Raw genomic sequence first — 23970 nt, 5'->3', positions numbered from 1 at the left:
ACACCGCCGCGATAGTTGATGTTTTGCAACCCCAGGCCCCCGTCCCGACTCGCCATTCTCAGACCAAGCCGGAAATATCGTTCCAAAATGCAAATACCATAAGCAGCATTACCAGTGCGAGCCCGATTCGGAACCCGATTTCCTGCACCCGCTCGCTCAACGGCCTGCCGCGAACGGCCTCATAGGCGTAAAAGAGTAGATGGCCACCGTCCAGCATCGGAATCGGCAGCAGATTCAGCAGGCCGATGGACACCGACAGCAGTGCCGCCAGGTTGAGCAAAGCGCCGAACCCGATCGTCGCCACCTGGCTCGAGACCTGGGCGATACGAATCGGACCGCCAATCTGGTCTGTGCTCTGGCGGCCGGTGATCACCTGACCGATGAAATCGACGGTGCGCTCGGTCACGTACCACGTCTGGGAGACGCCATAGCCAAGCGATTCCAACAAGGACAATTGCTCTAGCCGGAACGACGAGCCGTCATTCGTCGCGACCAGCCCGATCACCGGAACGGTGAAGCTATTGCCGAATCCGTCGGTCTGGGTCTCGCTCTTCGGCGTGACGGTCAGCTCGACTGTCCTGCCTTCGCGCTCGACGGCCATCAGAATCGGCGTATCGGGACGCGCCGACACATAGCGTTGCAGATCGGAGAAATAGCGTATCGGCTCTCCGTCGGCCGAAACGACGCGATCGCCGGGCTGAAACCCGGCTTCCGCGGCGGGCGATTCGGCACGAACGTCGGCCACGACCGGATCGCCGACGACGCGACCATTGACGAAGGCCACGCCGGCGAAAATAACGATGGCGAGAATGAAATTGGCAATCGGACCGGCGGCGACCGTTGCCGCCCGGCGGCTGACGCTCTTGGCCGGAAAGGCCCCGGCTCGCTCGGCCTCGTCCATGCTCGCCAGTGCCTCGTGGTCCGGCACGGAGGCGGCGTTCTCATCACCCAAAAACTTCACATATCCGCCAAGCGGAACCGCCGAGAGCTTCCAGCGGGTTCCGTGGCGGTCATTGAAGCCGATGAGCTCCGGCCCAAACCCGATCGAAAAGGCCAGTGCTTTGATCCCGCACCAGCGCCCGACCAGATAGTGGCCGAGTTCATGGAAGAAGACGATGATCGTGAGGACAAACAGAAACGGGACGACATAGACGAGTCCTCCGCTCCACAGACCGGCCAAACCTCCGGCGAATTCCATCAGGGCATCCTCTTGATTGATCCATGCGGGCGGGCAGCCGCCCACCGCAATGCAACTGTCATAAGCCCCGTATGATCGCGTCGCAATGATGGCCGCGTACGAGATTTCAGCCTCGCGCATCCTTCAGGACCCGATACGAGCCCGTATCGCCCTCAAGAACACGCGGCGATGCCGTAGCCTGTCATCTGTCAGAGCGCGAAGATCCCGTGGGCCGGATTGCCGAAGCCTGCGATCAGAAGGCCGACCAGCCAAGCCGCGCCGATGGCTACGATCAACGCGTCGATTCGATCCATCAGCCCCCCGTGGCCAGGAATGAGCCGGCCGGAATCCTTGACGCCGAAACGCCGCTTGATCCACGATTCGTAAAGGTCTCCCGCTTGGCCAAGCGCCGATAGAACGGCGGCAAGGACCAGGATGAACGGGCTCAACGCGCTACCGATCGACAGAGCGAACAGCGCCCCGAAAAGGCTGCCGGCCACAAGTCCACCGCCCGCACCCGACATTGTCTTCTTGGGTGAGACCATCGGCAAGAGCTTCGGCCCACCAATCGATCGGCCGGTAAAATAGGCGAAGATGTCGGTGGACCACACGACCGCGATGACAAAGCCAAGGGCGGCGAGCCCGGCACTGTCGTCACCGCGCAACATGCCCGGCGCGAGTGCCGCCAAGGCGGAATACAGCAAACCACCGAGAACCCAGTCGGCCTTGCGCTCGTTCCGATCGATAAAGGCGATAAACGCAGCCGCCAGAATCACGACTACCAGTGCCAGGAGATAGAACCGGAAAACGAAGGCGAACAGCGCCACGACCAGCGCGCGCCGCGCGAAGCTGAAGATCGGACCGACGCGCTGAGCCCTTGTCATTCGCGACCACTCGTCGAACACGATGAGCCCGGTCGCGAAACACAAAAGCCGAAATGGCCACCCACCGATGATCGTCAGAGCGAGGACGAGGAGACCGAGGACGACGGCCGAAATCAGCCGCGACCGCAGGTCGGTCCAGCTTCCGGCGCCGAAAAATTGCCGAATCCCTAGCCCCATCAGCTCAGGAAGCGATTTCGCGGGACAGGCCACCGTAGCGACGATCGCGGCTGAAATACTCCTCGATCGCACCCTCGAAGGCTTTGCGGTCGAAATCGGGCCACAGGCAGGGCAGGAACACGAACTCCGAATAGGCGGCCTGCCAGAGCAGGAAATTCGACAATCTGATCTCGCCGCTGGTGCGAATGATCAGATCGGGGTCCGGGATGCCCGCGGTATCGAGATGCGCGTCAAGGTAATCGGGCGTGAGCGCTTCCAGTGGCACCTCTCCCGCCGCGAACTTCTCGGCGATCCGCCGCATCGCGCGCGCCACTTCGTCCCGCGCCCCGTAATTGAAAGCGACAACCAGCGTCTGGCGCTGGTTGTCGCGGGTCAAGCTCTCGGCCTCATCGAGCAGTGCGCGGATGTCGTCCGTCAAATTGTCCCGCGCGCCGATGACGCGCACGCGGACTCCTTCCTTGTGGAGATCCGCAAGGTCGCGGCGGATGAAATGCTTCAACAATCCCATCAACTCGGCGACTTCATCCTGTGGGCGGCGCCAGTTTTCGGACGAGAAGGCGAACAGGGTCAGATACTGGATGCCGAGTTCGCCAGCCGCGCGCACAGCCTCGCGCACCGCCTCGACGCCGCGGCGATGGCCCATGCTGCGCGGCAAGCCGCGCGAATGTGCCCAGCGGCCGTTGCCGTCCATGATAATGGCGACGTGTTGGAGATGCCGCACCGTGATCCCGCCTTTCCCTGTTGGGTTCGCCGCGCGCCCGTCGTTCGGCGCGTTATCGCTTGAGCTTAGACCAGCATGATCTCGGCTTCCTTACCGGAAAGCACCTTGTCGATATCGGAAATGATGTCGTCGGTCATTTTCTGAACCCGGTCCGACATCTGCCGGCTTTCGTCCTGGCCGATATCGCCATCCTTTTCCATCTTCTTCAACACCTCCATGCCGTCCCGACGTACATGGCGGGCCGCAACCTTGGCGCTTTCGGCATATTGATGGGCGACCTTGACCAACTCCTTGCGCCGCTGCTCGTTGAGTTCCGGCAACGGAATACGGAGCGTCGTGCCGTCGGTGACGGGGTTGAGACCGAGATTGCTCTCACGGATCGCCCGCTCGACCTTGCCGACCATCTGCTTGTCCCACACCGACACACTGATCATGCGCGGCTCGGGGACGGAAATGTTGGCAACCTGATTGATCGGCATCTGCGAACCGTAAGCCTCGACGCTGATCGGATCGAGCAGGCTCGGCGAAGCGCGACCCGTCCGAAGGCCGCCGAGATCGCTCTTCAAGCTGGCGACGGCGCCATCCATGCGGCGCTGCAGTTCGTTGAAATCCATGTCGGCCATCTTGCTTTCCTCTTTCTCGGCTATGCGGGCGTAAACGAAACTCAGTCCGTGACGATCGTCGCGCGGCCGCCGCCCAACAGAATCCTGGCGAATTCGCCTTTCTCGTGGATGGAGAAGACGACGATCGGAATATGATTTTCGCGCGCCAGCGCAACCGCGGCAACGTCCATGACGGCCAGACCTTTTTGCAGGACGGCGTCATGGGTCAGCCGGTCGTAGCGTACGGCGTCGGGGTCGTGCTTGGGGTCGGCGGAGTAGATACCATCGACTTGCGTAGCCTTGAACAAAGCGTTCGCGCCCATTTCCGCGGCACGCAGGGCGCCAGCGGAATCAGTGGTGAAGAACGGATTGCCGGTGCCGCCGGCGAAGATGACCACGTGGCCCGCGGCCTGATGCGCCAGCGCGGTTCGCTGGGAGAAACTTTCGCAAATTTCGGGCATGGCGATGGCGGACAGGACGATCGTCTCGACACCCATCTTGATGAGCGAGGTCCTGAGCGCCAGGGCGTTGATGACGGTACCCAGCATGCCCATGTGATCGCCCGTCACCCGGTCGCCGCCCTTCGAGGCCACCGCAACGCCACGGAAAATGTTGCCGCCGCCGATGACGATGGAAATCTCGACGCCTAAGGCGCGCGCTTCGGCGATGTCGGCGGCGATGCGATCGGCCACGGCGACGTCGATTCCAAAGCCTTGGGAACCCATCAGCGCTTCACCGGAGACCTTAAGAAGAACCCGCCGATACCGGACTTCGGTTGTCATCGATCACCTTGCTTGCGTCCGCGGAGAACCTGAAGGCGCAGCGATGAAGACGCGCCGGGCCTCGCCGGAACGAGTACGGGAGACGCCTCGCCGCCAACCGGCAAGGCTCATGGAAATCGTGGCGGCCCCATGATGCGGGCGCGCCAATTCGAGGATGCGATACAATAAGGGCGCCCCCTTGTGAAGCGGCCGCCCGCCAGACTGCTGAGAAACCCCTGGCACTAGCCGGGGGTTTTTGATGGCTTGGCTGTATTGAAGAAACCGGCCCACGAGCAATCAGCGATCGAGATGGGGGCGCTTCGCCGGTCTCGAAGGAGCGGCGGCTCCATGGTGCGTCTCCAGCTGGTGCCTCCCCCCGGCCGCCGCCCAGAACATGGAGAAGATCGCGATGGCGCTCACCGCAACGCCGGCCCCGTATGAGCTGAGCCGACACGCCCAACCGGCGCTGCCTTGCGAACCTTATCGGACAGACTGCGCCGCTCAAACAAAAACCCCGCCGAAAATCAGCGGGGTCTGTCAGCACTCTGGTGGGCCTCGACAAGGCCGCTTTTTATCAATTCAGAGCATCGAAAAGAGCAATTCTAGCGAAGATCCACAGTGCCGATAACCGTCGCCGCAGGAGCCTGCTCGGGAAGTTCCGCGGTGGCATAGCTGGCCGTCAGAATACCGAAGGCAGCAGTCGCGCCCAGAAGCGTCAGCAGGGTTCTGCGCATGGAAGGCCGTCCCGAGGAGTTGTTCATGGTGATTGCATCATTCATCGAACTAGTTTCTTCCGCGTAAATTTTGCTACATTCGCGTGGGTCGCCCACAGTCTTGGAAACAAAAGTCTCCAAGCCGCGATTGGTTGCCTCGGTTTCGACGAATTTTCTTCCGCATAGCGGCCGGCCCCCCTATCGCACGGGTTTGCGGGGCTTTCGATGGCAATTGCGCCACAGTTCCAAAATTCGGCCATCGCATGGTTAATGACTGCGACCGGAATTTGCCCACCTCCGAACCGGCGTTTCATCTCGCGAGGCCAAGTTGCTTTAGGCTCCGAACCATGGCGGCGATGGCCTCACCCGGTGGGCGGAAATCGATTCCGAGCGTTTGTTCGGCGGCCTTCGTCGCGAGAGTTTTCCGGCGCCCGAGTTCGGGCACGGCCGCGCGGGCTTGTGCGGCGAAGACGGCGATCGTGCGCACCAGAAAATCCGGCAGCACCAGCTTGGGCATCCGGCTGCCGGCGGACGGGTCGGCGAGCGCGATCGCCTGACCGATCTCCATCATCGACAATGAGCCGCCGCACAGAATGAACCGTCGTCCCGCCGCATTGGGTACGGTCATGGCCTGGAGATGAGCGCGGGCGACGTCGCGAACATCGACGATGCCGAAGGTGATGTCCGGCACGGCCGGGAGCCGCCCCATGAGCATCGTCCGAATCAGGTCCGCCGAGGTGCCCGTCTCCCGATCGAGCAGCGGACCGAGTACGAAGGCGGGGTTGACGACGGCGAGTTCCGGGCCGCCCGCCTCGACGGCCTTCCAGGCCGCCCTTTCGGCTTCCGTCTTCGAGACCGCATAATCGGAAATGTCCGAACTTTCGACATTGGACCAGTCCGCTTCCGAATAGTGCGCCCCTCGCTTTGCGCCGTGGCCGTAATAGATCGCTGCCACCGAGGAGGTCAGAACAATTCGCTCGACGCCCGCCCTGGAAGCGGCCTCGACGACACGGAGCGTCCCGCCCCTGGCGATTGGCACCAACGCATATCTATCCTTGGATTGCCTCGCGGGAAACGGCGAGGCCGTATGCACGACGAAGCGGCATCCGGCCACAGCGGCATCCCAGCCGTTATCTTGGGTCAGATCCGCGTCGACGAATTCCAGCCGGTCGACAGCCCTTCCGGCCTTTTCCAGCGTGTCCCGGACGAACGCGGCCTTGCCAGCGGAGCGCACGGTCCCCCTCACCCGATAGCCCGCCGCCAGCAACTCCAGGGCGACCTGCTTGGCAATGAAACCGGAAATGCCGGTGAGAAGCACGAGATCGGACATGCGTTTTCCGCCTTGGAGCCGTGAAAAAACTTGCGAAAAATTATGGTTTCAAATTACAACTAAAAGCAGCGACATGCGGATCTTCGAGAAATCGGGAAAATTGTCGCCGCGAAAAAGAAGGAACTGCAACAAATTCGACCTAATAGTATGCCTCACTGACTTAGGAGTGTCCCCTCTCATGACCGCGGATCCGAGCTGGACCTTGCATGGGCTACAGATCGAAATTCTGGACGCCATGGCTGCGGCCGGGGAGTTCGAAGCAGTCCTTACTCTCCTCTGCCGTCGGGTTGAGGCGCTCACACCCGACATTGCGTGCTCGATCATAGCCGTAAACGAGAAACAACGCCTGCGTTCGAATGCGGGTCCCTCGCTTCCGACACAATATCGGGACCTCCTTGCTCGTCTACCCGACGACTGGTTAGACCGAACCGAGTTCGTCACCGGCGGCAATCCGGCACGCGATCCCGAGGAAACGACGAACGTCAGGCCGCGGCCCCCATCCGAGCTGGCGTTGCCCAGCGGCTGGGCGGCATCATGGTCAAGCGCTGTCAAAGCGCCCACGGGCCAGCTTGTCGCTCTTTTCACAATGTACTTTCACACCGAGCGCAGCCCATCCCGACAGGAGCGGATGGTCGCCGAAACCTGCGTTCGTCTCTTGAGGATCGGAATCGATCGGTGGCACCTGCAGCAGAGAAATCAACAGCTGAGACGTTACGATCAACTGACGAACCTGCAGAACCGCCGCCGCTTCAATGCCGTCATCGAGAGCAAGGTGGCCGATGAGCCCAGATCTTTCGCCCTGCTCCTCGTCGAGATCGAACACCTCAAGACGATCAATCACACAATGGGGCATGTCGTCGGCGACCAAGTCCTTCGAGAGGTTGCAGCCCGATTGGAGCGGGTGGCGTCGATCTCGGCCTCGACCTTCCGGATTGGCGGCGATGAGTTTGCAGTCCTCGCCGACGACATTGCCGATCACGCCGAGTTGCGCGATTTCGCTTCGCGCATTTTGGACGCCATGCACGACCCGTTTCAATGCCGCGGCAACACGATTGCACCTCAGGTGACCATTGGCGGCGTCGTCCGAGAAATGGATGGGGACAGCCCCGATCTCCTACATCAGAACGCCGATTTCGCCCTCTTGCATGCCAAGGAAACCCACCGAGGCGGTTACGTGGCGTTTGAACCGGGGCTACGAACCTCGGTCATGCGACGAACTGAAACCATTCGCGAGATCGCCCTCGCCCTTACCGAGCACCGGATCGTGACTTACTATCAGCCCATCGTGCGGCTGGACACCGAGCAGATCGTCGGTCTCGAGGCCTTGGCGCGGCTGCGAACCAAGGATGGCCGCATCGCGTCTGCCGGCGAATTCGCGGACGCGTTCACCGATCCCCACGTCGCCGACCGACTGACCAACCAAATGCTGTCTCAGGTCGCGGCCGATATCCGGACGTGGCTCGACGACGGCATCCCCTTCCAGCATGTCGGCGTGAACCTCGCGATGTCCGATTTTCGGCACAGAAACCTCGATCAAACCATCTGCGCCGCCTTCGATGCCCAACAGGTTTCGTTGCAGCATCTGGTCTTGGAAGTGACCGAAACGGTTTTCATGGACGGCCCTAACCACGATGTCGCGAGAGCGGTGACACGTCTTAGAGACAAGGGGATGCTTGTCGCCCTCGACGACTTCGGCACCGGTTTCGCCTCGCTGACCCACCTTCTCAGTTTCCCGGTGGACGTCATCAAGATCGACAAGAGTTTCATCGACCGCCTCCTGACCGACGCCCCCAGCCGTGTCATCGTCGAAGCTCTGATCGATATCTCCGCTAAGCTGGGCATGAGGACAGTCGCCGAGGGAATCGAGTGTGCTACTCAGGCGAAACGGCTCTCGGAGCTCGGATGCCGCCTCGGCCAAGGGTTCCATTTCGCTCGGCCTGCCGACGCTGCACGCACGACGGCTCTCTTGCAGCAGAGGGCACAACGTGACCACGAGGGTCAATCGCCGGCGTGATATGACAACGGCCGCCCAACCCGCCAAAGCCATCTGCCGTCGGAACCCGCGTCACACGACTATACGTTGCTGCTTGAAGTACCTGATCGGCAAGTCGCGAAATGCGGCCGACGCCACGCACGAAAAAGGGGCCACGCGGGCCCCTTCGTCATTCTGTCATGGCGTCGATCCGAGGATCAGGCGGCGTCTTCCTGCTCGCCTTCGGCCTCGATCCGCTCACGATCGATCGCGCCGCGAGCCTCGGGATCGCGATCGACGAACTCGATAACCGCCAGCGGAGCGTTGTCGCCGCGGCGGAAACCGGCCTTGAGAACGCGGGTATAGCCGCCGTTGCGATCAGCATAGCGGGTCGCCAGCGTATCGAACAGCTTGGCGATGACGGAGCCGTCGCGGACCTTCGACAGCGCCTGGCGACGGGCATGAAGATCGCCGCGCTTGCCCAGCGTAATCATCTTCTCGATGATCGGGCGCAGTTCCTTTGCCTTCGGCAGGGTTGTGACGATCTGCTCGTGCATGATCAGCGACGCCGACATGTTGGCGAACATCGCTTTACGGTGACTGGCGGTACGGTTGAGTTTCCGGCCGCGCTTGGCGTGACGCATGGGGTTTTCCTCAGAGAAATATGCCGACGCCTTGGCGCCGGAGGTCGGGATCTTTGCGTCCCTGCCGTCGATGCGACAGGCCGCCGTTCCTTTGAATCATTGCAGTGGCGCCCGGCCGCGACAGCGGCCGGGCGCGCGTCGTCCTAGTACTGGTCTTCGTAACGCTTGGCGAGATCGTCGATGTTCTCCGGCGGCCAATCGGTGACTTCCATGCCGAGATGCAGCCCCATCGAGGCGAGCACTTCCTTGATCTCGTTCAGCGACTTGCGGCCGAAATTCGGCGTCCGCAACATCTCCGCTTCGGTCTTCTGGATCAAATCGCCGATATAGACGATGTTGTCGTTCTTCAGGCAATTGGCCGAGCGAACCGAAAGCTCCAACTCGTCGACCTTCTTCAGCAGCGCCGGATTGAAGGCCAGTTCGGCCATCTGCTCCTCGGCGGCCCCGGCCGCGCCGCGCTGGTCACGCTGCGGCTCTTCGAAGTTGACGAAGACAGACAGCTGATCCTGGAGAATGCGCGCGGCATAGGCCACCGCGTCCTCACCGGTGATCGAGCCGTCGGTCTCGATCTGCATGGTCAGCTTGTCCTTGTTGAGGTCCTGCCCCTCGCGGGTGGCCTCGACCTTGTAGGACACCTTCTTGACCGGCGAAAACAGCGAGTCGACCGGGATCAGGCCGATCGGCGCATCTTCCGCCCGATTCTGGTCGGCAGGAACATAACCCTTGCCGGTGTTGACCGTAAATTCCATGCGGATTTCCGCGCCCTCGTCGAGGGTGCAGATCTCATGCTCGGGATTGAGAACCTCGATATCGCCTACCGTCTGGATGTCGCCAGCGCGTACGACGCCAGGGCCCTGCTTGCGCACGACCATGCGCTTCGGTCCCTCGCCCTGCATACCGATGCAGATTTCCTTGATGTTGAGGACGATGTCCGTGACATCCTCCCGCACGCCCGGGATCGACGAAAACTCGTGCAATACGCCGTCGATCTGGACCGCGGTGATCGCCGCTCCCTGGAGCGACGAGAGCAGGACGCGGCGCAGCGCGTTGCCGAGGGTAAGCCCGAAGCCGCGCTCAAGCGGCTCTGCCGTCAGCGATGCCTTGACACGGCTGCCGCCGCTCTTGAACACCACCTGGTTGGGCTTGGTAAGGTCTTGCCAGTTGCTAGCAATCATGACGGATGCCTTTCAGTTTCCTCGCCACCATCCAATCGTGGCGATAGGTCTGATAACGGAGGGTGAAACCCCTCCTGTCGGCCGCACGCCGCCCCCTAAAAGGACGCGGCGGAAAGCATCAAACGCGGCGCTTCTTGCGCGGACGCACGCCGTTATGCGGGATCGGCGTCACGTCCCGAATCGACGTGATCGTGAAGCCGGCTGCCTGCAGTGCGCGCAACGCGGACTCGCGCCCGGAACCTGGTCCGCACACCTCGACCTCGAGGGTCCGCATGCCGTGCTCCTGCGCCTTCTTGGCAGCGTCTTCCGCGGCAACCTGCGCGGCGAACGGCGTCGACTTGCGCGAGCCCTTGAAGCCCTGAGCGCCAGCCGACGACCAGGCAATCGCGTTGCCCTGCGCGTCGGTGATCGTGATCAGCGTGTTGTTGAAGGTCGAACTCACATGGGCGACGCCCGAAATGATGTTCTTGCGCTCGCGGCGACGAACGCGTTGTGCTTCCTTGGCCATTTAATAAGTCCTGTTTGATATCCACACCGCCGTAATGCCGGCGGCTACACCAACAGCGCGCCCAGAGGGCGCGCCGTGTAAAAATTACTTCTTCTTGCCTGCGATCGCCTTCGCGGGACCCTTGCGGGTACGGGCGTTGGTATGGGTCCGCTGACCGCGAACCGGCAGGCTGCGACGATGCCGCAGGCCGCGATAGCAGCCGAGGTCCATCAGACGCTTGATGTTCATCGCCGTCTCGCGGCGCAGATCGCCCTCGACCTGATAGTCGCGGTCGATGATCTCGCGAATCTGCAGCACTTCACCGTCGGTCAGATCATTGACCCGGCGCTCATCGCCGAGATTGACCTTCTGCACGATCTCCTTGGCGAAGGTCGAACCGATGCCATGGATGTACTGCAGCGCGATGACGACGCGCTTGTTGCTCGGGATGTTGACGCCAGCGATACGGGCCACGTCGATACTCCTAGATTTAGATGGGCAGGGAGCCCGTCTCATGCAAGATGAGAGCCCTACGGCCGAAAACGACCGAAGCTGGCCCTCGAACGAAGGCCTGCGCCGATCGCAAAGGATTCGCGAATAGGCGCAGGCTATAGAGCAACGGGGCTTGACAAGTCAACCGCCCGCTTGTCCAGCGCGATACCCGCCTGATGCGGGTTCGGCGCTGAGAACGGTTTCGATGCTCGCGGTCACGACATCGATCGGCTGCATGCCGTCGACCCCGCGCAGAGTACCTTTGCAGTGATAGTAGCCGACGAGCGGCGAGGTATCTCTGTAATAGGAGCGAAGGCGGGTCCGCATAGTTTCCGCGTTGTCGTCCGGACGGCGCTTGAACTCGGTCGACCCGCAAACGTCGCAGACCCCAGCGACCTTCGGCTGCCTATCTTCGTCGTGATAGACCGCGCCGCAGTTGGCACAGGAAAAACGCCCCGAAACCCGCCGCACCAGAATGTCGTCATCGACCTTGATTTCGATGACGTGGTCGAGCCCGAACCCCTTGTTCTCGAGCATCGCCTCGACCGCATCCGCCTGATTCAGCGTGCGCGGATATCCGTCGAGGATGAACCCCTCGGCGCAGTCGTCCTGATCGATCCGTTCGGACACGATCGCATTGACGATATCGTCCGACACCAGATTCCCGGCATCCATGACGGCCTTCGCCTTCAGGCCGATTTCACTCTGGGCGGTGACGGCCGCCCGCAACATGTCCCCGGTCGAAAGCTGCGGAATCCCGTGCCGCTCGATCAACCTCTGTGCCTGGGTGCCCTTCCCGGCTCCCGGTGGCCCGAGCAGTATGAGTCTCATCTGGCTCCCCGTCTCCCACCTCTGAGCTTCGACTTCTTGACGAGGCCCTCGTACTGGTGCGCCAGAAGATGCCCCTGCACCTGAGCGACCGTATCCATCGTCACGCTAACCACAATCAGCAGCGACGTACCGCCCAGATAAAACGGCACCCCCACGGCCGAAATCAGGAATTCCGGCAAGAGACAGATAAGAACGAGATAGATCGCTCCCACCACCGTGATACGCGTCAGCACGTAGTCGATATACTCCGCCGTTCGCTCACCCGGCCGAATGCCTGGGACGAAACCGCCATGCTTCTTCAGATTGTCGGCCGTGTCCTTCGGATTGAAGACGACCGCCGTATAGAAGAAGGCGAAGAACGCGATCAAGCTGCCATAGAGAAACATGTGCAGCGGCTGTCCGTTGCCGAGGGACGCGATGATGGTCGTCGCCCAGCCCGGCAGAGCCGACGTGTCGGAAAAATTCGCCATCGTCACCGGCAGCAGCAGCAGCGACGACGCGAAGATCGGCGGAATGACGCCTGCAGTGTTCAGTTTCAATGGCAGGTGCGACGTGTCGCCCTGGAACATGCGGTTGCCGACCTGGCGCTTCGGATACTGAATCAAAAGCCGGCGCTGCGCCCGCTCGAAAAACACGATCACGGCGATCGATACCACCGCGACCAGGATCACGAGGAGAATGATCGCCGTCGACAGCGCCCCGGTCCGGCCGAGCTCCAACAGGTTGGCGATCGCGGACGGGAGATTGGCGACGATTCCGGCGAAGATGATCAGCGAAATACCGTTGCCGATGCCGCGCGCGGTGATCTGCTCACCGAGCCACATCAGGAACATGGTGCCGCCGACCAGCGTAATGACCGCGGAAATCTGAAAGAATGTGCCAGGGTCGACGACGATCCCCGGCTGCGTCTGCAACCCGACGGCGATGCCATACGCCTGCACGGTCGCCAACAGCACCGTGCCGTAGCGCGTGTACTGGTTGATGATCTTGCGGCCCTGCTCGCCTTCCTTCTTCAGCTGCTCCAACGACGGAATGACCGACGTCATCAGCTGAATGATGATCGAGGCGGAGATATACGGCATGATGCCGAGGGCAAAGATCGCCATTCGCCCGACCGCACCGCCGGAGAACATGTTGAACATGCCCAAAATGCCGGTCGACTGCTGCTGAAACGCCTGCGCCAACGCGTCCGGATTGATGCCCGGCATCGGTATATAGGTCCCGAGGCGATAAACAAGCAGTGCGCCAAGAGTGAACCAGATGCGCTTCTTGAGATCCTCGGCCTTGGCGAAGGCCGAGAAGTTCAAGTTAGCGGCGAGTTGTTCCGCAGCCGATGCCATGTCGAACTTGTCTCCGGGTTGTCCCGCGGGTCAGCAGAAAGACGGTCACGCGCGGTCCGCTTCACTCGAGCGGGGAGAGCAAATCTCTCCCCCCGAGGAAGCACGAGAGATAAACGGCGAGGAAGGCGTGTGCAAGAAGGGCGATTAAGCCCCCGCACCCGCCGTCGTCACCGAACCGCCCGCTTTCTCGACCTTTTCAACCGCCGACTTCGACGCACCGTTGACCGTGATCGAAACCTTCGCCGAGAGATCGCCGTCGCCCAGGAGGCGGATGCCGTCCTTGGAACGGCGCACCACGCCCGCCGCCTTCAACGCGGCGAGATCGATCATGCCCTTGGCGTCCAGCTTGCCGGCGTCGATCGCCTGCTGGATGCGGCCAACTGAGACCACGTTGAAGCTCTTGGCAAAAATATTCGTGAAGCCACGCTTCGGCAGGCGCCGGAAGAGCGGCATCTGACCGCCTTCGAACCCGTTGATGGCGACGCCGGACCGGGACTTCTGACCCTTGACGCCTCGACCACCGGTCTTGCCGCGTCCCGAGCCGATTCCACGACCGACGCGCTGGCGCAAGTGGGTGGCGCCGTCCTTGTCGGAAATCTCGTTAAGTTTCATTTTGTTTCTCCTGGAACTTCGATCCCGGCAACGCGATGCGATGCGTGCGGTCGAGGTTCTGGCAAAGGGATTTGGCTCGTCGCTCGCGCGAAGCTCGTCGCTCCGCGGCGCTCGTCAAGCCTCTTCGACCACACGCACGAGGTGAGCGACCTTGGCGATCATGCCGCGCACCGCGGGAGTATCCTCCAGCGTGCGGCGACGGTGCATCTTGTTCAAGCCAAGACCGACCAGCGTCTGGCGCTGAGCACCAGGGCGGCGGACCGGGCTGCCGGTCTGCTCGACCGTGACCGTGGACCCTGCGGATTTCTTTTCGGCCATCGATTGGCTCCTTCAGTCAAAGCGCGAGAACCTCGAAGGAGGTTCTCGCTTCCAATCAATCTTCGGCCGCCTGAGCGCCGATGACTTCCCGGCGGCGGGCCTGAAGGGTCGAATATTTGATACCCCGACGCGACGCGACATCCTTGGGATGGGTGGCGTTCCGGAGCCCGTCGAAGGTGGCGCGAACCATGTTGTAGGGGTTCGACGATCCCAGCGACTTGGCGACAACGTCATGCATGCCGACCGCCTCAAAGACGGCGCGCATCGGACCACCGGCGATGATGCCGGTACCGGCCTCGGCGGCGCGCAGAATGACCTTGCCGGCGCCGTGGCGACCGGTGACGTCATGATGCAGCGTCCGGCCATCGCGCAGCGGCACGAAGATCAGATCGCGCTTGGCGGCTTCCGTCGCCTTGCGGATCGCTTCCGGCACTTCGCGCGCCTTGCCGTGGCCGAAGCCGACGCGGCCCTTCAGATCGCCGACGACGACGAGCGCGGCAAAACCGAATCTGCGGCCGCCCTTCACCACCTTGGCGACGCGGTTGATGTGGACGAGCTTGTCGACGAAACCGTCATCGCGGTCGTCACGTCTGTCGTTACGAGGCGCCATATCCTGTTCCTTATTCTTTTCCGGAGGCGTCTTTTGAAAAGACGGCCGCATTAAGCGGCCGCCGAACGGTCATACGATCCGCCCCAACGAAAACGTCCGGGCGAACCGAGCAGGCCTCAGAAGTTGAGACCGCCCTCGCGCGCCGACTCGGCCAGCGCCTTCACGCGGCCATGATAGACGAACGAGCCGCGATCGAACACGACATCGCTCACCCCGGCTTCCTTCGCGCGGTCGGCGACAAGCTTGCCGACGGCAGCAGCCGCGGCGGTGTCGGCGCCGGTCTTCAGTTCCGACCGCAGCGACGGCTCGAGCGTCGAGGCCGAAGCGAGCGTACGGCCCGCCGCGTCGTCGATGATCTGCGCGTAGATGTTCTTCGAAGAGCGGTGGACGGACAGTCGCGGACGACCGTTCGCCACCTTCTTCAGCGAGCGGCGGATGCGCGAAGCCCGGCGTCGCAGGTTTGCCTTCAAGGTAGCCATAACGAGCCCTACTTCTTCTTGCCTTCTTTGCGAACGATCGTCTCGTTCGCGTATTTCACGCCCTTGCCCTTGTAGGGCTCTGGGCCGCGATAGCCGCGGATTTCAGCCGCGACCTGGCCGACCTGCTGCCGGTCGATACCCGAGATGACGATTTCCGTCGGCTTGGGCACGACAATCTGGATGCCTTCCGGCACCGGATAGAGCACGTCGTGCGAAAAGCCCAGAGCCAACTGGAGATTCTTGCCCTGAAGCGACGCGCGATAGCCAACACCGTTGATTTCGAGCTTCTTTTCGAAGCCCGTCTTCACGCCATTGAGGATGTTCGCGATCATTGTCCGCGACATGCCCCATTTGGAGCGCGCATCCTTGGAATTGTCGCGCGGATCGACGGCCACAGCGCCGTCCTCCATCTTGACCAGCACTTCTTCATTGACGACGAAGGACAGTTCGCCCTTCGGTCCCTTAGCCTTGACCGTCTGCCCCTCAACGGAGGCGGTGACGCCCTCGGGCACGGCGACCGGCTTCTTACCAATACGAGACATTTCGATACCCTGTCCGTTCGTTGCGGGTCGAGGCTGCCGCGTCAGAAGACGCGACAGAGCACCTCGCCGCCGACATTCTGTTCGCGGGCGCTGTGATCGGCCATAACGCCCTTCGGAGTCGAAAGGACGGAGATGCCGAGACCATTGGCGACCTGCGGGATGGTCTTCGCCGAAACGTAGACCCGACGACCGGGCTTGGAAACGCGAGCGATCTCGCGAATGACCGGGCCATTGTCGTAATATTTCAACTCGATTTCGAAGTCGGACTTGCCGTTCTCGAATTCGGTCTGGGTGTAGCCGCGAATGTAGCCCTCGTCCTTCAGGACATCGAGGACTCGACCGCGCAGTTTCGACGCCGGCGTGGAAACCGTCGTCTTGTTGCGCATGATCGCGTTACGGATGCGGGTCAGCATATCGCCGAGCGGATCAGACAGTGACATGTCGCTACCTCCTTACCAGCTCGACTTCACGATACCGGGGATCTGGCCATTATTGCCAAGTTCCCGGAGCGCGATGCGGCTCATCTTCAGCTTGCGATAATAGGCGCGCGGACGGCCCGTCACTTCGCAGCGATTGCGGATACGTACCTTCGAGCCGTTGCGCGGAAGTTCCGCGAGCTGGAGCTGCGCCTGAAAACGCTCCTCCATGGGAGCGTCGGCATTCTTGGTGATCGCCTTCAGAGCAGCGCGCTTGGCGGCGTATTTCGCCACCAGCTTTATGCGCCGGTTGTTCTGCTCGATCATGCCCTTTTTGGCCATTGTCTCGTCCTTTGCTCGTCTGCCGTTACTGGCGGAAGGGGAAGTTGAACGCCTTCAAAAGCGCTCGGGCTTCCTCGTCGGTCTTCGCCGTCGTACAGACGATGATGTCCATGCCCCACATCTGATCGACCTTGTCATAGTTGATCTCGGGGAACACGATGTGCTCCTTGACGCCCATCGCGAAATTGCCGCGACCGTCAAAGCTCTTCGGGTTCAGGCCGCGAAAATCACGAACGCGCGGCAGCGCGATCTGGACCAGCCGATCCATGAACTCGTACATTTTATCCTTGCGAAGCGTGACCTTCGCGCCGATCGGCATGCCCTCGCGGACCTTGAATCCGGCGATCGAGTTACGGGCATGGGTGATGATCGGCTTCTGGCCGGCGATCCTTGCCAGGTCCTCGGCCGCCACCGTCGGCTTCTTGGAATCGGCGGTGGCTTCGCCGACGCCCATATTGATCACGATCTTGTCGACGCGGGGAATCTGCATCTCGTTCTTGTACGAGAACTCTTCCTGCATCGCCTTGCGGACCTCTTCGCGATAGACGCGCTTGAGACGCGGCACGTAAGCGGTTTCCGTATCAGCCATTGATCTGCTCTCCCGAGCGCTTCGCGACACGCACCTTGGTGCCGTCGTCGAGGGTCTTGAAGCCCACGCGCGTCGCCTTGCCGTCCTTCGGGTCGGCGACCGCGATGTTCGACAATTGGATCGGGGCTTCCTTGGTGATGATGCCGGCTTCCTGGGAAGCGGACTGGCGTTGATGGCGCTTGATCATATTGACCCCGCGCACCAGTGCCCGCCCCTCTTTCGGCATCATCTGAATCACTTCACCCGACCGGCCCTTGTCCTTGCCGGCGAGCACGACGACATTGTCGCCCTTGCGGATCTTCTGCATCGTCCGCTCTCCTCTTAAAGAACTTCGGGGGCCAGGGAGACGATCTTCATGTGGCTCTTGGCGCGAAGCTCGCGCGGAACCGGTCCGAAGATACGCGTGCCAAGCGGCTCTTTCTTGTTGTCGATAATGACGGCGGCGTTCCGGTCGAACCGGATGACCGAGCCATCGGCGCGGCGGATGTCCTTGGCGGTACGCACCACCACGGCCTTCATCACGTCGCCCTTTTTCACGCGGCCGCGCGGAATGGCCTCCTTGACGGAAACGACAATGATGTCGCCCACCGAGGCATATTTCCGCTTCGAGCCGCCCAGCACCTTGATGCACATGACACGACGGGCGCCGGAATTATCCGCGACGTCGAGGTTTGTTTGCATCTGAATCATGTCAGGCCGCCTTCAAAACTTGCTGCCGGGACGTGCCGAACCGCACTGTCCCGGCCAATCCATCAACTGGCTGCTGCCACGCCGTTCGAAACGACGATCCAGCTCTTGTCCTTCGAGATCGGCCGGGTCTCCTCGATGGAGACCATATCGCCGACCTTGCACTGGTTGTTCTCGTCGTGCGCCTTGTACTTCTTCGACCGGCGCACGGTCTTTTTGAACAGCGGATGGGTGAAGCGACGCTCCACCAGCACGACCACCGTCTTTTCGTTCTTATCGGAGACCACTGTCCCCTGCAGGATGCGTTTCGGCATAGTTCCGTCCTCAGGCCTTGGCCTCGCCCGCCTTATGGCGAGAAATCGTCTTGATGCGCGCGATATCGCGGCGCACCTGGCGCACGCGGGCGGTATTCTCGAGCTGACCCGTGGCACGCTGGAAGCGCAGATTGAACTGCTCCTTCTTCAGCTTGCCGAGCTCATCGGTGAGTTCGTCCTGGGTCATCGCTTTGACGTCGGAAGCTTTCACTTCAAACTCTCCTTACTCGGCAATGCGCTGGATAAAGCGCGTGCGGATCGGCAGCTTTGCCGCACCGAGGCGAAGCGCCTCGCGGGCAGTCACTTCATCGACCCCGTCGATCTCGAAGACCACGCGGCCAGGATGAACGCGCGCCGCCCAATAGTCGACGGAGCCCTTACCCTTACCCATGCGGACTTCAGTAGGCTTCGAGGTCACCGGCAGATCCGGGAAAATCCGGATCCACACGCGCCCCTGGCGCTTCATCTGTCGGGTGATCGCGCGGCGAGCCGCCTCGATCTGGCGAGCGGTCACCCGCTCCGGTTCCATCGCCTTCAGGCCGAAGGCACCGAAGTTGAGGCCGGTTCCGCCCTTTGCGGTACCATGAATGCGTCCCTTGAACGCCTTCCGGTACTTAGTGCGCTTTGGCTGCAGCATCTTAGTTCACTCCGAATTCTGAACGCTCAGGCGTGTTCGCGGCGACGACCGCCACCTTGACTGTCGCCCTCGATCTGCCGGCGTTCGGACGCCATTGGATCGTGCTCGAGAATCTCGCCCTTGAAGATCCAGACCTTGACGCCGCAAATGCCATAGGCAGTCTTCGCCTCGGCGGTGCCATAGTCGATGTCGGCGCGCAGCGTGTGCAACGGCACACGGCCTTCGCGATACCACTCCGTCCGCGCGATTTCCGCGCCACCGAGACGGCCACCGCAATTGATGCGGATGCCCTCGGCGCCGAGGCGCATCGCCGACTGGACGGCGCGCTTCATGGCGCGGCGGAACGCCACGCGGCGCTCCAGCTGCTGGGCGATCGACTGCGCGACCAGGGTCGCATCCGTCTCGGGCTTGCGCACCTCGACGATGTTGATGTGCGTCTCGGCGTTGGTCATCGAGGCGAGCTTCTTGCGAAGCTTCTCGATGTCCGCGCCCTTCTTGCCGATGACGATGCCCGGACGCGCCGAATGGATCGTGATCCGGCACTTCTTGTGCGGACGCTCGATGACAATCTTGGAGATCGCGGCCTGCTTCAGCTCTTCGAGCAGATAGCGGCGGATCTTCAGATCCTCGTGGAGCAACTGGCCATATTCGCCGGTGTTGGCGAACCAACGCGAATCCCAGGTGCGGTTGATGCCGAGCCGAAAGCCGGTCGGATTGATTTTCTGACCCATTACGCGGCCTCCTCGAGTTCGGCGATCTCGCGCACGACGATCGTCAGATGCGAGAACGGCTTCTCGACCCGGCTCGCCCGACCGCGACCGCGGGCATGGAAACGCTTCATCGTGATCGACTTGCCCACATAGGCCTCGGCGACGATCAGCGAATCGACGTCGAGATCATGATTGTTCTCGGCGTTGGCGATGGCGCTTTCCAGCGTCTTCTTTACCGTCTCGGCGATCCGCTTGCGCGAGAAGGTCAGGTCTGCCAACGCGGCGCCGACCTTCTTGCCGCGGATCAGCTGCGCGACGAGATTGAGCTTCTGCGGGCTGACACGGATCGTCCGGGCAACAGCCTTCGCCTCGTTATCCTTCAGCCGACGTTCGGCTTTGGCCTTGCCCATCGTTATTTCCTCTTCGCCTTCTTGTCGGCGCCGTGGCCATAATAGGTCCGGGTTGGAGCGAACTCGCCGAACTTGTGCCCGACCATGTCCTCGTTCACCGACACGGGAATGTGCTTGGACCCATTGTAGACGCCGAAGGTCTGGCCGACGAACTGCGGCAGGATCGTCGAACGACGGCTCCAGATCTTGATCACATCGTTGCGGCCGCTCGCGCGCCCCTTCTCGGCTTTCTTGAGAAGGTAGCCATCGACGAACGGACCCTTCCAGACGGAACGTGTCATGAAAAAATCCTCTTACTTCTTACGCTGATGACGCGAGCGCATGATGAACTTGTCGGTCGCCTTGTTCTGGCGGGTCCGCTTGCCCTTCGTCGGCTTGCCCCAGGGCGATACCGGATGGCGTCCACCGGATGTCCGGCCTTCACCACCGCCATGCGGGTGGTCGACCGGGTTCATGGCGACACCGCGGACATGCGGACGACGACCCAGCCAGCGCGAACGACCAGCCTTGCCGAGGTTGATGTTCGAATGATCCGGGTTGGACACCGCGCCGACCGTGGCGAAACACGACGACGGCACCAGCCGTTGCTCGCCCGAATTCAGGCGAAGGATCGCAAGGCCGGAGTCGCGGCCGACGAGCTGAGCGTAAGACCCGGCGGAGCGCGCGATCTGACCGCCCTTTTCCGGCTTCATCTCGACATTGTGGACGATGGTTCCGACCGGCATCGCCGACAGCGGCATCGCGTTGCCCGGCTTGACGTCGACGCCCGTGAGCCCAGCAATCACCTTGTCGCCCGCGGCAAGCCGCTGCGGCGCCAGGATGTAGGCGACCTGCCCGTCCTCATACTTGACCAGCGCGATGAACGCGGTGCGGTTTGGATCATACTCGATCCGCTCGACCGTCGCCCACATGTCGAGCTTGCGGCGCTTGAAGTCGATCATGCGGTAGGTCCGCTTATGACCACCACCTTGATAGCGCGCGGTTACCCGACCCGTGTTGTTGCGTCCGCCCTTTTGAGTCAGCCCCTGGGTGAGCTGCTTGACAGGCTTGCCCTTCCACAGACCCGAGCGATCGACGATGACCAGCTGGCGCTGGCTCGGCGTGTTCGGTTTGAAATTCTTTAGTGCCATTGCCTAAGCTCCTCCGGTCCCGATCAAAGACCGGTCGAGACGTCGATGGACTGGCCTTCGGCCAGCGTCACGACGGCTTTTTTCTGATCGCTCTGGCGGCCGATACGGCCACGGAAGCGCTTGACCTTGCCCTTGCGGACCAGCGTGTTGACGGCGGTGACCTTCACCCCGAACAGCGCCTCGACAGCCGCCTTGATGTCCGGCTTGGTCGCGGTGCGCGGCACGTTGAAGACAACCTGGTTGGATTCCGAAAGAAGCGTCGACTTCTCGGTGATCACCGGGCTCGTGATGACGTCGTAATGGCGAAGATCGCTCACTTGAACCGCTCCTCCAGAGCCTCGACCGCAGCCTTAGACAGAACCAGCGTCTGGCGGCGGAGAATGTCGTAGACGTTGATGCCCTGGATCGGCAGCACGTCGATATTCGGAATGTTGCGGGCCGAGCGCGAGAAATTCGTGTCCAGCTCGGCGCCGCCGATGATCAGTGCGTTGGAAAGGCCGAGACCGGCGAAGCTCTTGATCATCGCCTTGGTCTTGGCTTCCGACGACTTCAGCTCGTCGACGACGATGAGGCCGCCCGATTTCGCCTTGGCCGAAAGCGCATGCTTAAGTGCCAGCGCCCGGACCTTCTTGGGAAGGTCATGAGCATGGCTGCGCGAGGTCGGGCCATGGGCCTTGCCGCCGCCGCGGAACTGCGGCGCGCGCGCCGAGCCGTGACGAGCCCGGCCCGTGCCCTTCTGGCGATACAGCTTGGCACCGGTGCGCGCGATGTCCGCGCGTCCGAGCGTCTGATGCGTACCCTGCTGGCGCTTGGCCAACTGCCAGCGAACCATCCGCTGCAGGATGTCCTCGCGTGGCTCGAGACCGAATATCTCGTCCGCCAGCGTAACCGTGCCAGCGTCCTTGCCATCGAGGCTCTTGATCGTAATGTCCATTATTCCGCTCCCTCGGAAGCGTCCGCGGTTTCCGCGGCGGCGCCATCGTTGGCGGCCGAACGCAGCGCGGCCGGCTTCGGCGCGTTGTCGGGCAGCGAAGCCTTGACGGCATCGCGAATTTCGATCCAGCCGCCCTTCGAACCCGGAACCGCGCCTCGGATCAGGATCAGGCCCTTGTCGAGATCGGTGCGCACCACTTCGAGATTCTGCGTGGTGACGCGAACCTGTCCCATGTGCCCGGCCATCTTCTTGTTCTTGAAGACCTTGCCCGGATCCTGACGCTGACCGGTCGAACCATGCGAACGGTGCGAGACCGAGACGCCGTGGGTGGCGCGCAGTCCGCCGAAATTATGACGCTTCATCGCGCCGGCAAAACCCTTACCGATCGAGGTTCCGGTCACGTCGACCATCTGCCCCGGAACGAAATGCTCGGCCGTAATCTCGGCGCCGACGTCGATCATGTTGTCGTCCGAAACGCGAAACTCGACGAGCTTGCGCTTCGGCTCGACCGAAGCCTGGGCGAACACGCCACGCATAGGCTTCGTCGTATTCTTGACCTTGGCGAGGCCAGCGCCGACCTGAACGGCGGTGTAGCCGTTCTTTTCCTTGGTCCGCTGAGCGACGACCTGGAGGTTTTCGACCTTCAGAACGGTAACCGGAACATGCTCGCCGACGTCATTGTAGACGCGGGTCATGCCGACCTTCTGGGCTATCACACCTGAACGCATGGGCGTTATCCTTCCCGTGCTCGGATCAGAGCTTGATCTCGACATCTACGCCAGCGGCGAGGTCGAGTTTCATGAGCGCGTCGACCGTCTGCGGCGTCGGATCGACAATGTCGAGGAGCCGCTTGTGGGTGCGCATTTCGAACTGCTCGCGCGACTTCTTGTCGATGTGCGGCGAGCGGTTGACGGTGAACTTTTCGATCCGCGTCGGCAGCGGGATCGGACCCCGCACGTTCGCGCCGGTACGCTTGGCGGTCGACACGATCTCCCGGGTCGACGCATCGAGAACCCGGTGATCGAACGCCTTGAGGCGGATACGGATATTCTGGCCGTTCATTTCATTCGTCCTCTCGTCGGAGACCACCGGCGCGGCGGCGCTTTCCGAGCGCTTGTCTTCTCAAAGCAGCCAACGTGGCGCGAGGCATGCCCCGCTCGCCCCTTCGGGCAAAGAACCGGGCGCGTCACTCAATCGTGCCGCAACGCGCCCGCTTGTCGCGTATCTTACTCGACGATGCTGGCGACGATGCCGGCGCCGACGGTGCGGCCGCCTTCACGGATGGCGAAGCGCAGCTTCTCTTCCATCGCGATCGGCACGATCAGCGTCACGTCCATCGTCACATTATCGCCCGGCATCACCATCTCGGTGCCCTCGGGAAGCGTGCACACTCCGGTCACGTCCGTCGTGCGGAAATAGAACTGCGGCCGGTAGTTGGTGAAGAACGGTGTATGGCGACCGCCCTCCTCCTTGGTCAGGATGTACGCCTCGGCCATGAACCGCGTATGCGGCTTCACCGAACCCGGCTTGCACAGAACCTGGCCGCGCTCGACGCCCTCGCGGTCGACGCCGCGGATCAGCGCGCCGATGTTGTCGCCCGCCTGGCCCTGGTCCAGAAGCTTGCGGAACATCTCCACGCCCGTCACCGTCGTCTTCTTGGTGTCGCGGATGCCGACGATCTCGACTTCCTCGCCAACCTTCACGATGCCGCGCTCGACACGCCCCGTCACCACCGTGCCGCGACCCGAAATCGAGAACACGTCCTCGATCGGCATCAGGAACGGCTGGTCGATCGGACGCGCCGGCGTCGGAATATACCTGTCGACTTCCGCCATCAGCGCCCGCACCGCGTCCTCGCCGATCTCCTTGTTGGAATCCTCCAGCGCCGCCAGCGCCGAACCCTTCACGATCGGGATGTCGTCGCCCGGGAACTC

The 23970-nt window shown here is 62.0% G+C and carries 36 protein-coding genes; 1 reads left to right on the top strand and 35 read right to left on the bottom strand.

Annotation, left to right across the window (positions count from 1 at the left end; genetic code table 11):
- Window positions 1-58: 58 nt before the first annotated feature.
- The 7 genes from rseP to VQ045_RS14180 form a co-directional block, all read right to left on the bottom strand.
- Complete coding sequence (gene rseP / locus VQ045_RS14210; protein ID WP_327648146.1) at window positions 59-1198, bottom strand: RIP metalloprotease RseP; 1140 nt, start codon at window positions 1196-1198, stop codon at window positions 59-61.
- A 188-nt stretch (window positions 1199-1386) separates the two neighbouring features.
- Entirely contained in the window at window positions 1387-2238 is an 852-nt protein-coding gene (locus tag VQ045_RS14205; protein WP_327625594.1) for a phosphatidate cytidylyltransferase, read from the bottom strand.
- Between the two features lie 4 nt (window positions 2239-2242).
- Window positions 2243-2929 (bottom strand): isoprenyl transferase, encoded by a 687-nt coding sequence (locus VQ045_RS14200; protein ID WP_442873119.1) that lies wholly within the window; start codon window positions 2927-2929, stop codon window positions 2243-2245.
- 95 nt (window positions 2930-3024) lie between these two features.
- Window positions 3025-3582: a ribosome recycling factor gene (frr, locus tag VQ045_RS14195; RefSeq protein WP_327625596.1), complete on the bottom strand. Its 558-nt coding sequence runs from the start codon at window positions 3580-3582 to the stop codon at window positions 3025-3027.
- A 41-nt stretch (window positions 3583-3623) separates the two neighbouring features.
- Window positions 3624-4343, bottom strand: coding sequence for a UMP kinase (gene pyrH / locus VQ045_RS14190; protein ID WP_331830557.1), 720 nt, complete (start codon window positions 4341-4343; stop codon window positions 3624-3626).
- Between the two features lie 581 nt (window positions 4344-4924).
- Window positions 4925-5056, bottom strand: a complete 132-nt coding sequence (locus VQ045_RS14185) for a hypothetical protein (protein WP_327625598.1) — start codon at window positions 5054-5056, stop codon at window positions 4925-4927.
- A 289-nt stretch (window positions 5057-5345) separates the two neighbouring features.
- On the bottom strand, window positions 5346-6365 hold the full coding sequence (locus tag VQ045_RS14180; protein WP_331830556.1) for an SDR family oxidoreductase: 1020 nt from the start codon (window positions 6363-6365) through the stop codon (window positions 5346-5348).
- Between the two features lie 178 nt (window positions 6366-6543).
- On the opposite strand from VQ045_RS14180, the gene VQ045_RS14175 reads away from it, so the two are divergent.
- Window positions 6544-8379, top strand: a complete 1836-nt coding sequence (locus VQ045_RS14175) for a putative bifunctional diguanylate cyclase/phosphodiesterase (protein WP_331830555.1) — start codon at window positions 6544-6546, stop codon at window positions 8377-8379.
- A gap of 176 nt (window positions 8380-8555) precedes the next feature.
- Here the strand turns inward: VQ045_RS14175 and rplQ are convergent, their stop codons facing one another.
- The 28 genes from rplQ to VQ045_RS14035 form a co-directional block, all read right to left on the bottom strand.
- Entirely contained in the window at window positions 8556-8981 is a 426-nt protein-coding gene (gene rplQ, locus VQ045_RS14170) for a 50S ribosomal protein L17 (protein WP_327625601.1), read from the bottom strand.
- A gap of 143 nt (window positions 8982-9124) precedes the next feature.
- The gene (locus VQ045_RS14165; RefSeq protein WP_327625602.1) at window positions 9125-10156 is read right to left on the bottom strand and encodes a DNA-directed RNA polymerase subunit alpha; all 1032 of its coding nucleotides are present in this window, start codon (window positions 10154-10156) and stop codon (window positions 9125-9127) included.
- Window positions 10157-10274: 118 nt separating this feature from the next.
- On the bottom strand, window positions 10275-10664 hold the full coding sequence (rpsK, locus tag VQ045_RS14160; RefSeq protein ID WP_327625603.1) for a 30S ribosomal protein S11: 390 nt from the start codon (window positions 10662-10664) through the stop codon (window positions 10275-10277).
- 84 nt (window positions 10665-10748) lie between these two features.
- Window positions 10749-11117, bottom strand: coding sequence for a 30S ribosomal protein S13 (gene rpsM / locus VQ045_RS14155; RefSeq protein ID WP_206454016.1), 369 nt, complete (start codon window positions 11115-11117; stop codon window positions 10749-10751).
- 159 nt (window positions 11118-11276) lie between these two features.
- Complete coding sequence (locus tag VQ045_RS14150; RefSeq protein ID WP_331830554.1) at window positions 11277-11966, bottom strand: adenylate kinase; 690 nt, start codon at window positions 11964-11966, stop codon at window positions 11277-11279.
- A complete protein-coding gene (gene secY / locus VQ045_RS14145) occupies window positions 11963-13306 on the bottom strand; it encodes a preprotein translocase subunit SecY (protein ID WP_327648138.1) in 1344 nt (447 codons plus the stop codon). Before secY ends, VQ045_RS14150 begins: the two co-directional genes overlap by 4 nt.
- Window positions 13307-13450: 144 nt before the next feature.
- Window positions 13451-13918 (bottom strand): 50S ribosomal protein L15, encoded by a 468-nt coding sequence (rplO, locus tag VQ045_RS14140; RefSeq protein ID WP_327625606.1) that lies wholly within the window; start codon window positions 13916-13918, stop codon window positions 13451-13453.
- A 114-nt stretch (window positions 13919-14032) separates the two neighbouring features.
- Window positions 14033-14236, bottom strand: coding sequence for a 50S ribosomal protein L30 (gene rpmD, locus VQ045_RS14135; protein WP_327625607.1), 204 nt, complete (start codon window positions 14234-14236; stop codon window positions 14033-14035).
- 55 nt (window positions 14237-14291) lie between these two features.
- Window positions 14292-14846: a 30S ribosomal protein S5 gene (rpsE, locus tag VQ045_RS14130; protein WP_327625608.1), complete on the bottom strand. Its 555-nt coding sequence runs from the start codon at window positions 14844-14846 to the stop codon at window positions 14292-14294.
- Between the two features lie 116 nt (window positions 14847-14962).
- Entirely contained in the window at window positions 14963-15325 is a 363-nt protein-coding gene (gene rplR / locus VQ045_RS14125; protein WP_327625609.1) for a 50S ribosomal protein L18, read from the bottom strand.
- An 8-nt stretch (window positions 15326-15333) separates the two neighbouring features.
- A complete protein-coding gene (gene rplF, locus VQ045_RS14120; protein ID WP_327625610.1) occupies window positions 15334-15867 on the bottom strand; it encodes a 50S ribosomal protein L6 in 534 nt (177 codons plus the stop codon).
- Between the two features lie 41 nt (window positions 15868-15908).
- On the bottom strand, window positions 15909-16307 hold the full coding sequence (rpsH, locus tag VQ045_RS14115) for a 30S ribosomal protein S8 (RefSeq protein WP_206454008.1): 399 nt from the start codon (window positions 16305-16307) through the stop codon (window positions 15909-15911).
- A 12-nt stretch (window positions 16308-16319) separates the two neighbouring features.
- The gene (gene rpsN / locus VQ045_RS14110) at window positions 16320-16625 is read right to left on the bottom strand and encodes a 30S ribosomal protein S14 (RefSeq protein ID WP_327625611.1); all 306 of its coding nucleotides are present in this window, start codon (window positions 16623-16625) and stop codon (window positions 16320-16322) included.
- Between the two features lie 25 nt (window positions 16626-16650).
- Complete coding sequence (rplE, locus tag VQ045_RS14105) at window positions 16651-17214, bottom strand: 50S ribosomal protein L5 (protein WP_331830553.1); 564 nt, start codon at window positions 17212-17214, stop codon at window positions 16651-16653.
- Window positions 17207-17521 (bottom strand): 50S ribosomal protein L24, encoded by a 315-nt coding sequence (gene rplX / locus VQ045_RS14100; RefSeq protein WP_206454005.1) that lies wholly within the window; start codon window positions 17519-17521, stop codon window positions 17207-17209. Before rplX ends, rplE begins: the two co-directional genes overlap by 8 nt.
- A 14-nt stretch (window positions 17522-17535) precedes the next feature.
- On the bottom strand, window positions 17536-17904 hold the full coding sequence (gene rplN / locus VQ045_RS14095) for a 50S ribosomal protein L14 (protein WP_206454004.1): 369 nt from the start codon (window positions 17902-17904) through the stop codon (window positions 17536-17538).
- Between the two features lie 62 nt (window positions 17905-17966).
- Window positions 17967-18215, bottom strand: a complete 249-nt coding sequence (gene rpsQ / locus VQ045_RS14090) for a 30S ribosomal protein S17 (RefSeq protein WP_206454003.1) — start codon at window positions 18213-18215, stop codon at window positions 17967-17969.
- Between the two features lie 10 nt (window positions 18216-18225).
- The gene (gene rpmC, locus VQ045_RS14085) at window positions 18226-18426 is read right to left on the bottom strand and encodes a 50S ribosomal protein L29 (protein WP_206454002.1); all 201 of its coding nucleotides are present in this window, start codon (window positions 18424-18426) and stop codon (window positions 18226-18228) included.
- Between the two features lie 12 nt (window positions 18427-18438).
- The gene (gene rplP, locus VQ045_RS14080; RefSeq protein ID WP_206454001.1) at window positions 18439-18852 is read right to left on the bottom strand and encodes a 50S ribosomal protein L16; all 414 of its coding nucleotides are present in this window, start codon (window positions 18850-18852) and stop codon (window positions 18439-18441) included.
- Window positions 18853-18878: 26 nt separating this feature from the next.
- Window positions 18879-19583 carry a 30S ribosomal protein S3 gene (gene rpsC, locus VQ045_RS14075; protein WP_327648134.1) on the bottom strand — a complete coding sequence of 235 codons (705 nt, stop codon included), beginning with the start codon at window positions 19581-19583 and terminating at the stop codon, window positions 18879-18881.
- Window positions 19583-19972, bottom strand: a complete 390-nt coding sequence (gene rplV / locus VQ045_RS14070) for a 50S ribosomal protein L22 (protein ID WP_327625613.1) — start codon at window positions 19970-19972, stop codon at window positions 19583-19585. Before rplV ends, rpsC begins: the two co-directional genes overlap by 1 nt.
- 2 nt (window positions 19973-19974) lie before the next feature.
- On the bottom strand, window positions 19975-20253 hold the full coding sequence (gene rpsS, locus VQ045_RS14065; RefSeq protein WP_206453998.1) for a 30S ribosomal protein S19: 279 nt from the start codon (window positions 20251-20253) through the stop codon (window positions 19975-19977).
- Between the two features lie 12 nt (window positions 20254-20265).
- Window positions 20266-21102, bottom strand: coding sequence for a 50S ribosomal protein L2 (rplB, locus tag VQ045_RS14060; protein WP_327625615.1), 837 nt, complete (start codon window positions 21100-21102; stop codon window positions 20266-20268).
- A gap of 23 nt (window positions 21103-21125) precedes the next feature.
- The gene (locus VQ045_RS14055) at window positions 21126-21419 is read right to left on the bottom strand and encodes a 50S ribosomal protein L23 (protein WP_253965826.1); all 294 of its coding nucleotides are present in this window, start codon (window positions 21417-21419) and stop codon (window positions 21126-21128) included.
- Complete coding sequence (gene rplD, locus VQ045_RS14050) at window positions 21416-22036, bottom strand: 50S ribosomal protein L4 (RefSeq protein WP_327648133.1); 621 nt, start codon at window positions 22034-22036, stop codon at window positions 21416-21418. Before rplD ends, VQ045_RS14055 begins: the two co-directional genes overlap by 4 nt.
- The gene (gene rplC / locus VQ045_RS14045) at window positions 22036-22764 is read right to left on the bottom strand and encodes a 50S ribosomal protein L3 (RefSeq protein WP_327625617.1); all 729 of its coding nucleotides are present in this window, start codon (window positions 22762-22764) and stop codon (window positions 22036-22038) included. The genes rplD and rplC overlap by 1 nt, the downstream gene beginning before the upstream one ends.
- Window positions 22765-22789: 25 nt before the next feature.
- Complete coding sequence (rpsJ, locus tag VQ045_RS14040; RefSeq protein ID WP_007066362.1) at window positions 22790-23098, bottom strand: 30S ribosomal protein S10; 309 nt, start codon at window positions 23096-23098, stop codon at window positions 22790-22792.
- Window positions 23099-23262: 164 nt separating this feature from the next.
- On the bottom strand, window positions 23263-23970 hold a 708-nt coding region (locus VQ045_RS14035), incomplete at its 5' end, for an EF-Tu/IF-2/RF-3 family GTPase (protein WP_331830552.1).

The organism is Aurantimonas sp. E1-2-R+4 (assembly GCF_036549515.1).
In the GTDB taxonomy this organism is placed as follows: Bacteria; Pseudomonadota; Alphaproteobacteria; order Rhizobiales; family Rhizobiaceae; genus Aurantimonas; species Aurantimonas coralicida_A.
This window is presented reverse-complemented; position numbering and strand designations above follow the sequence as displayed.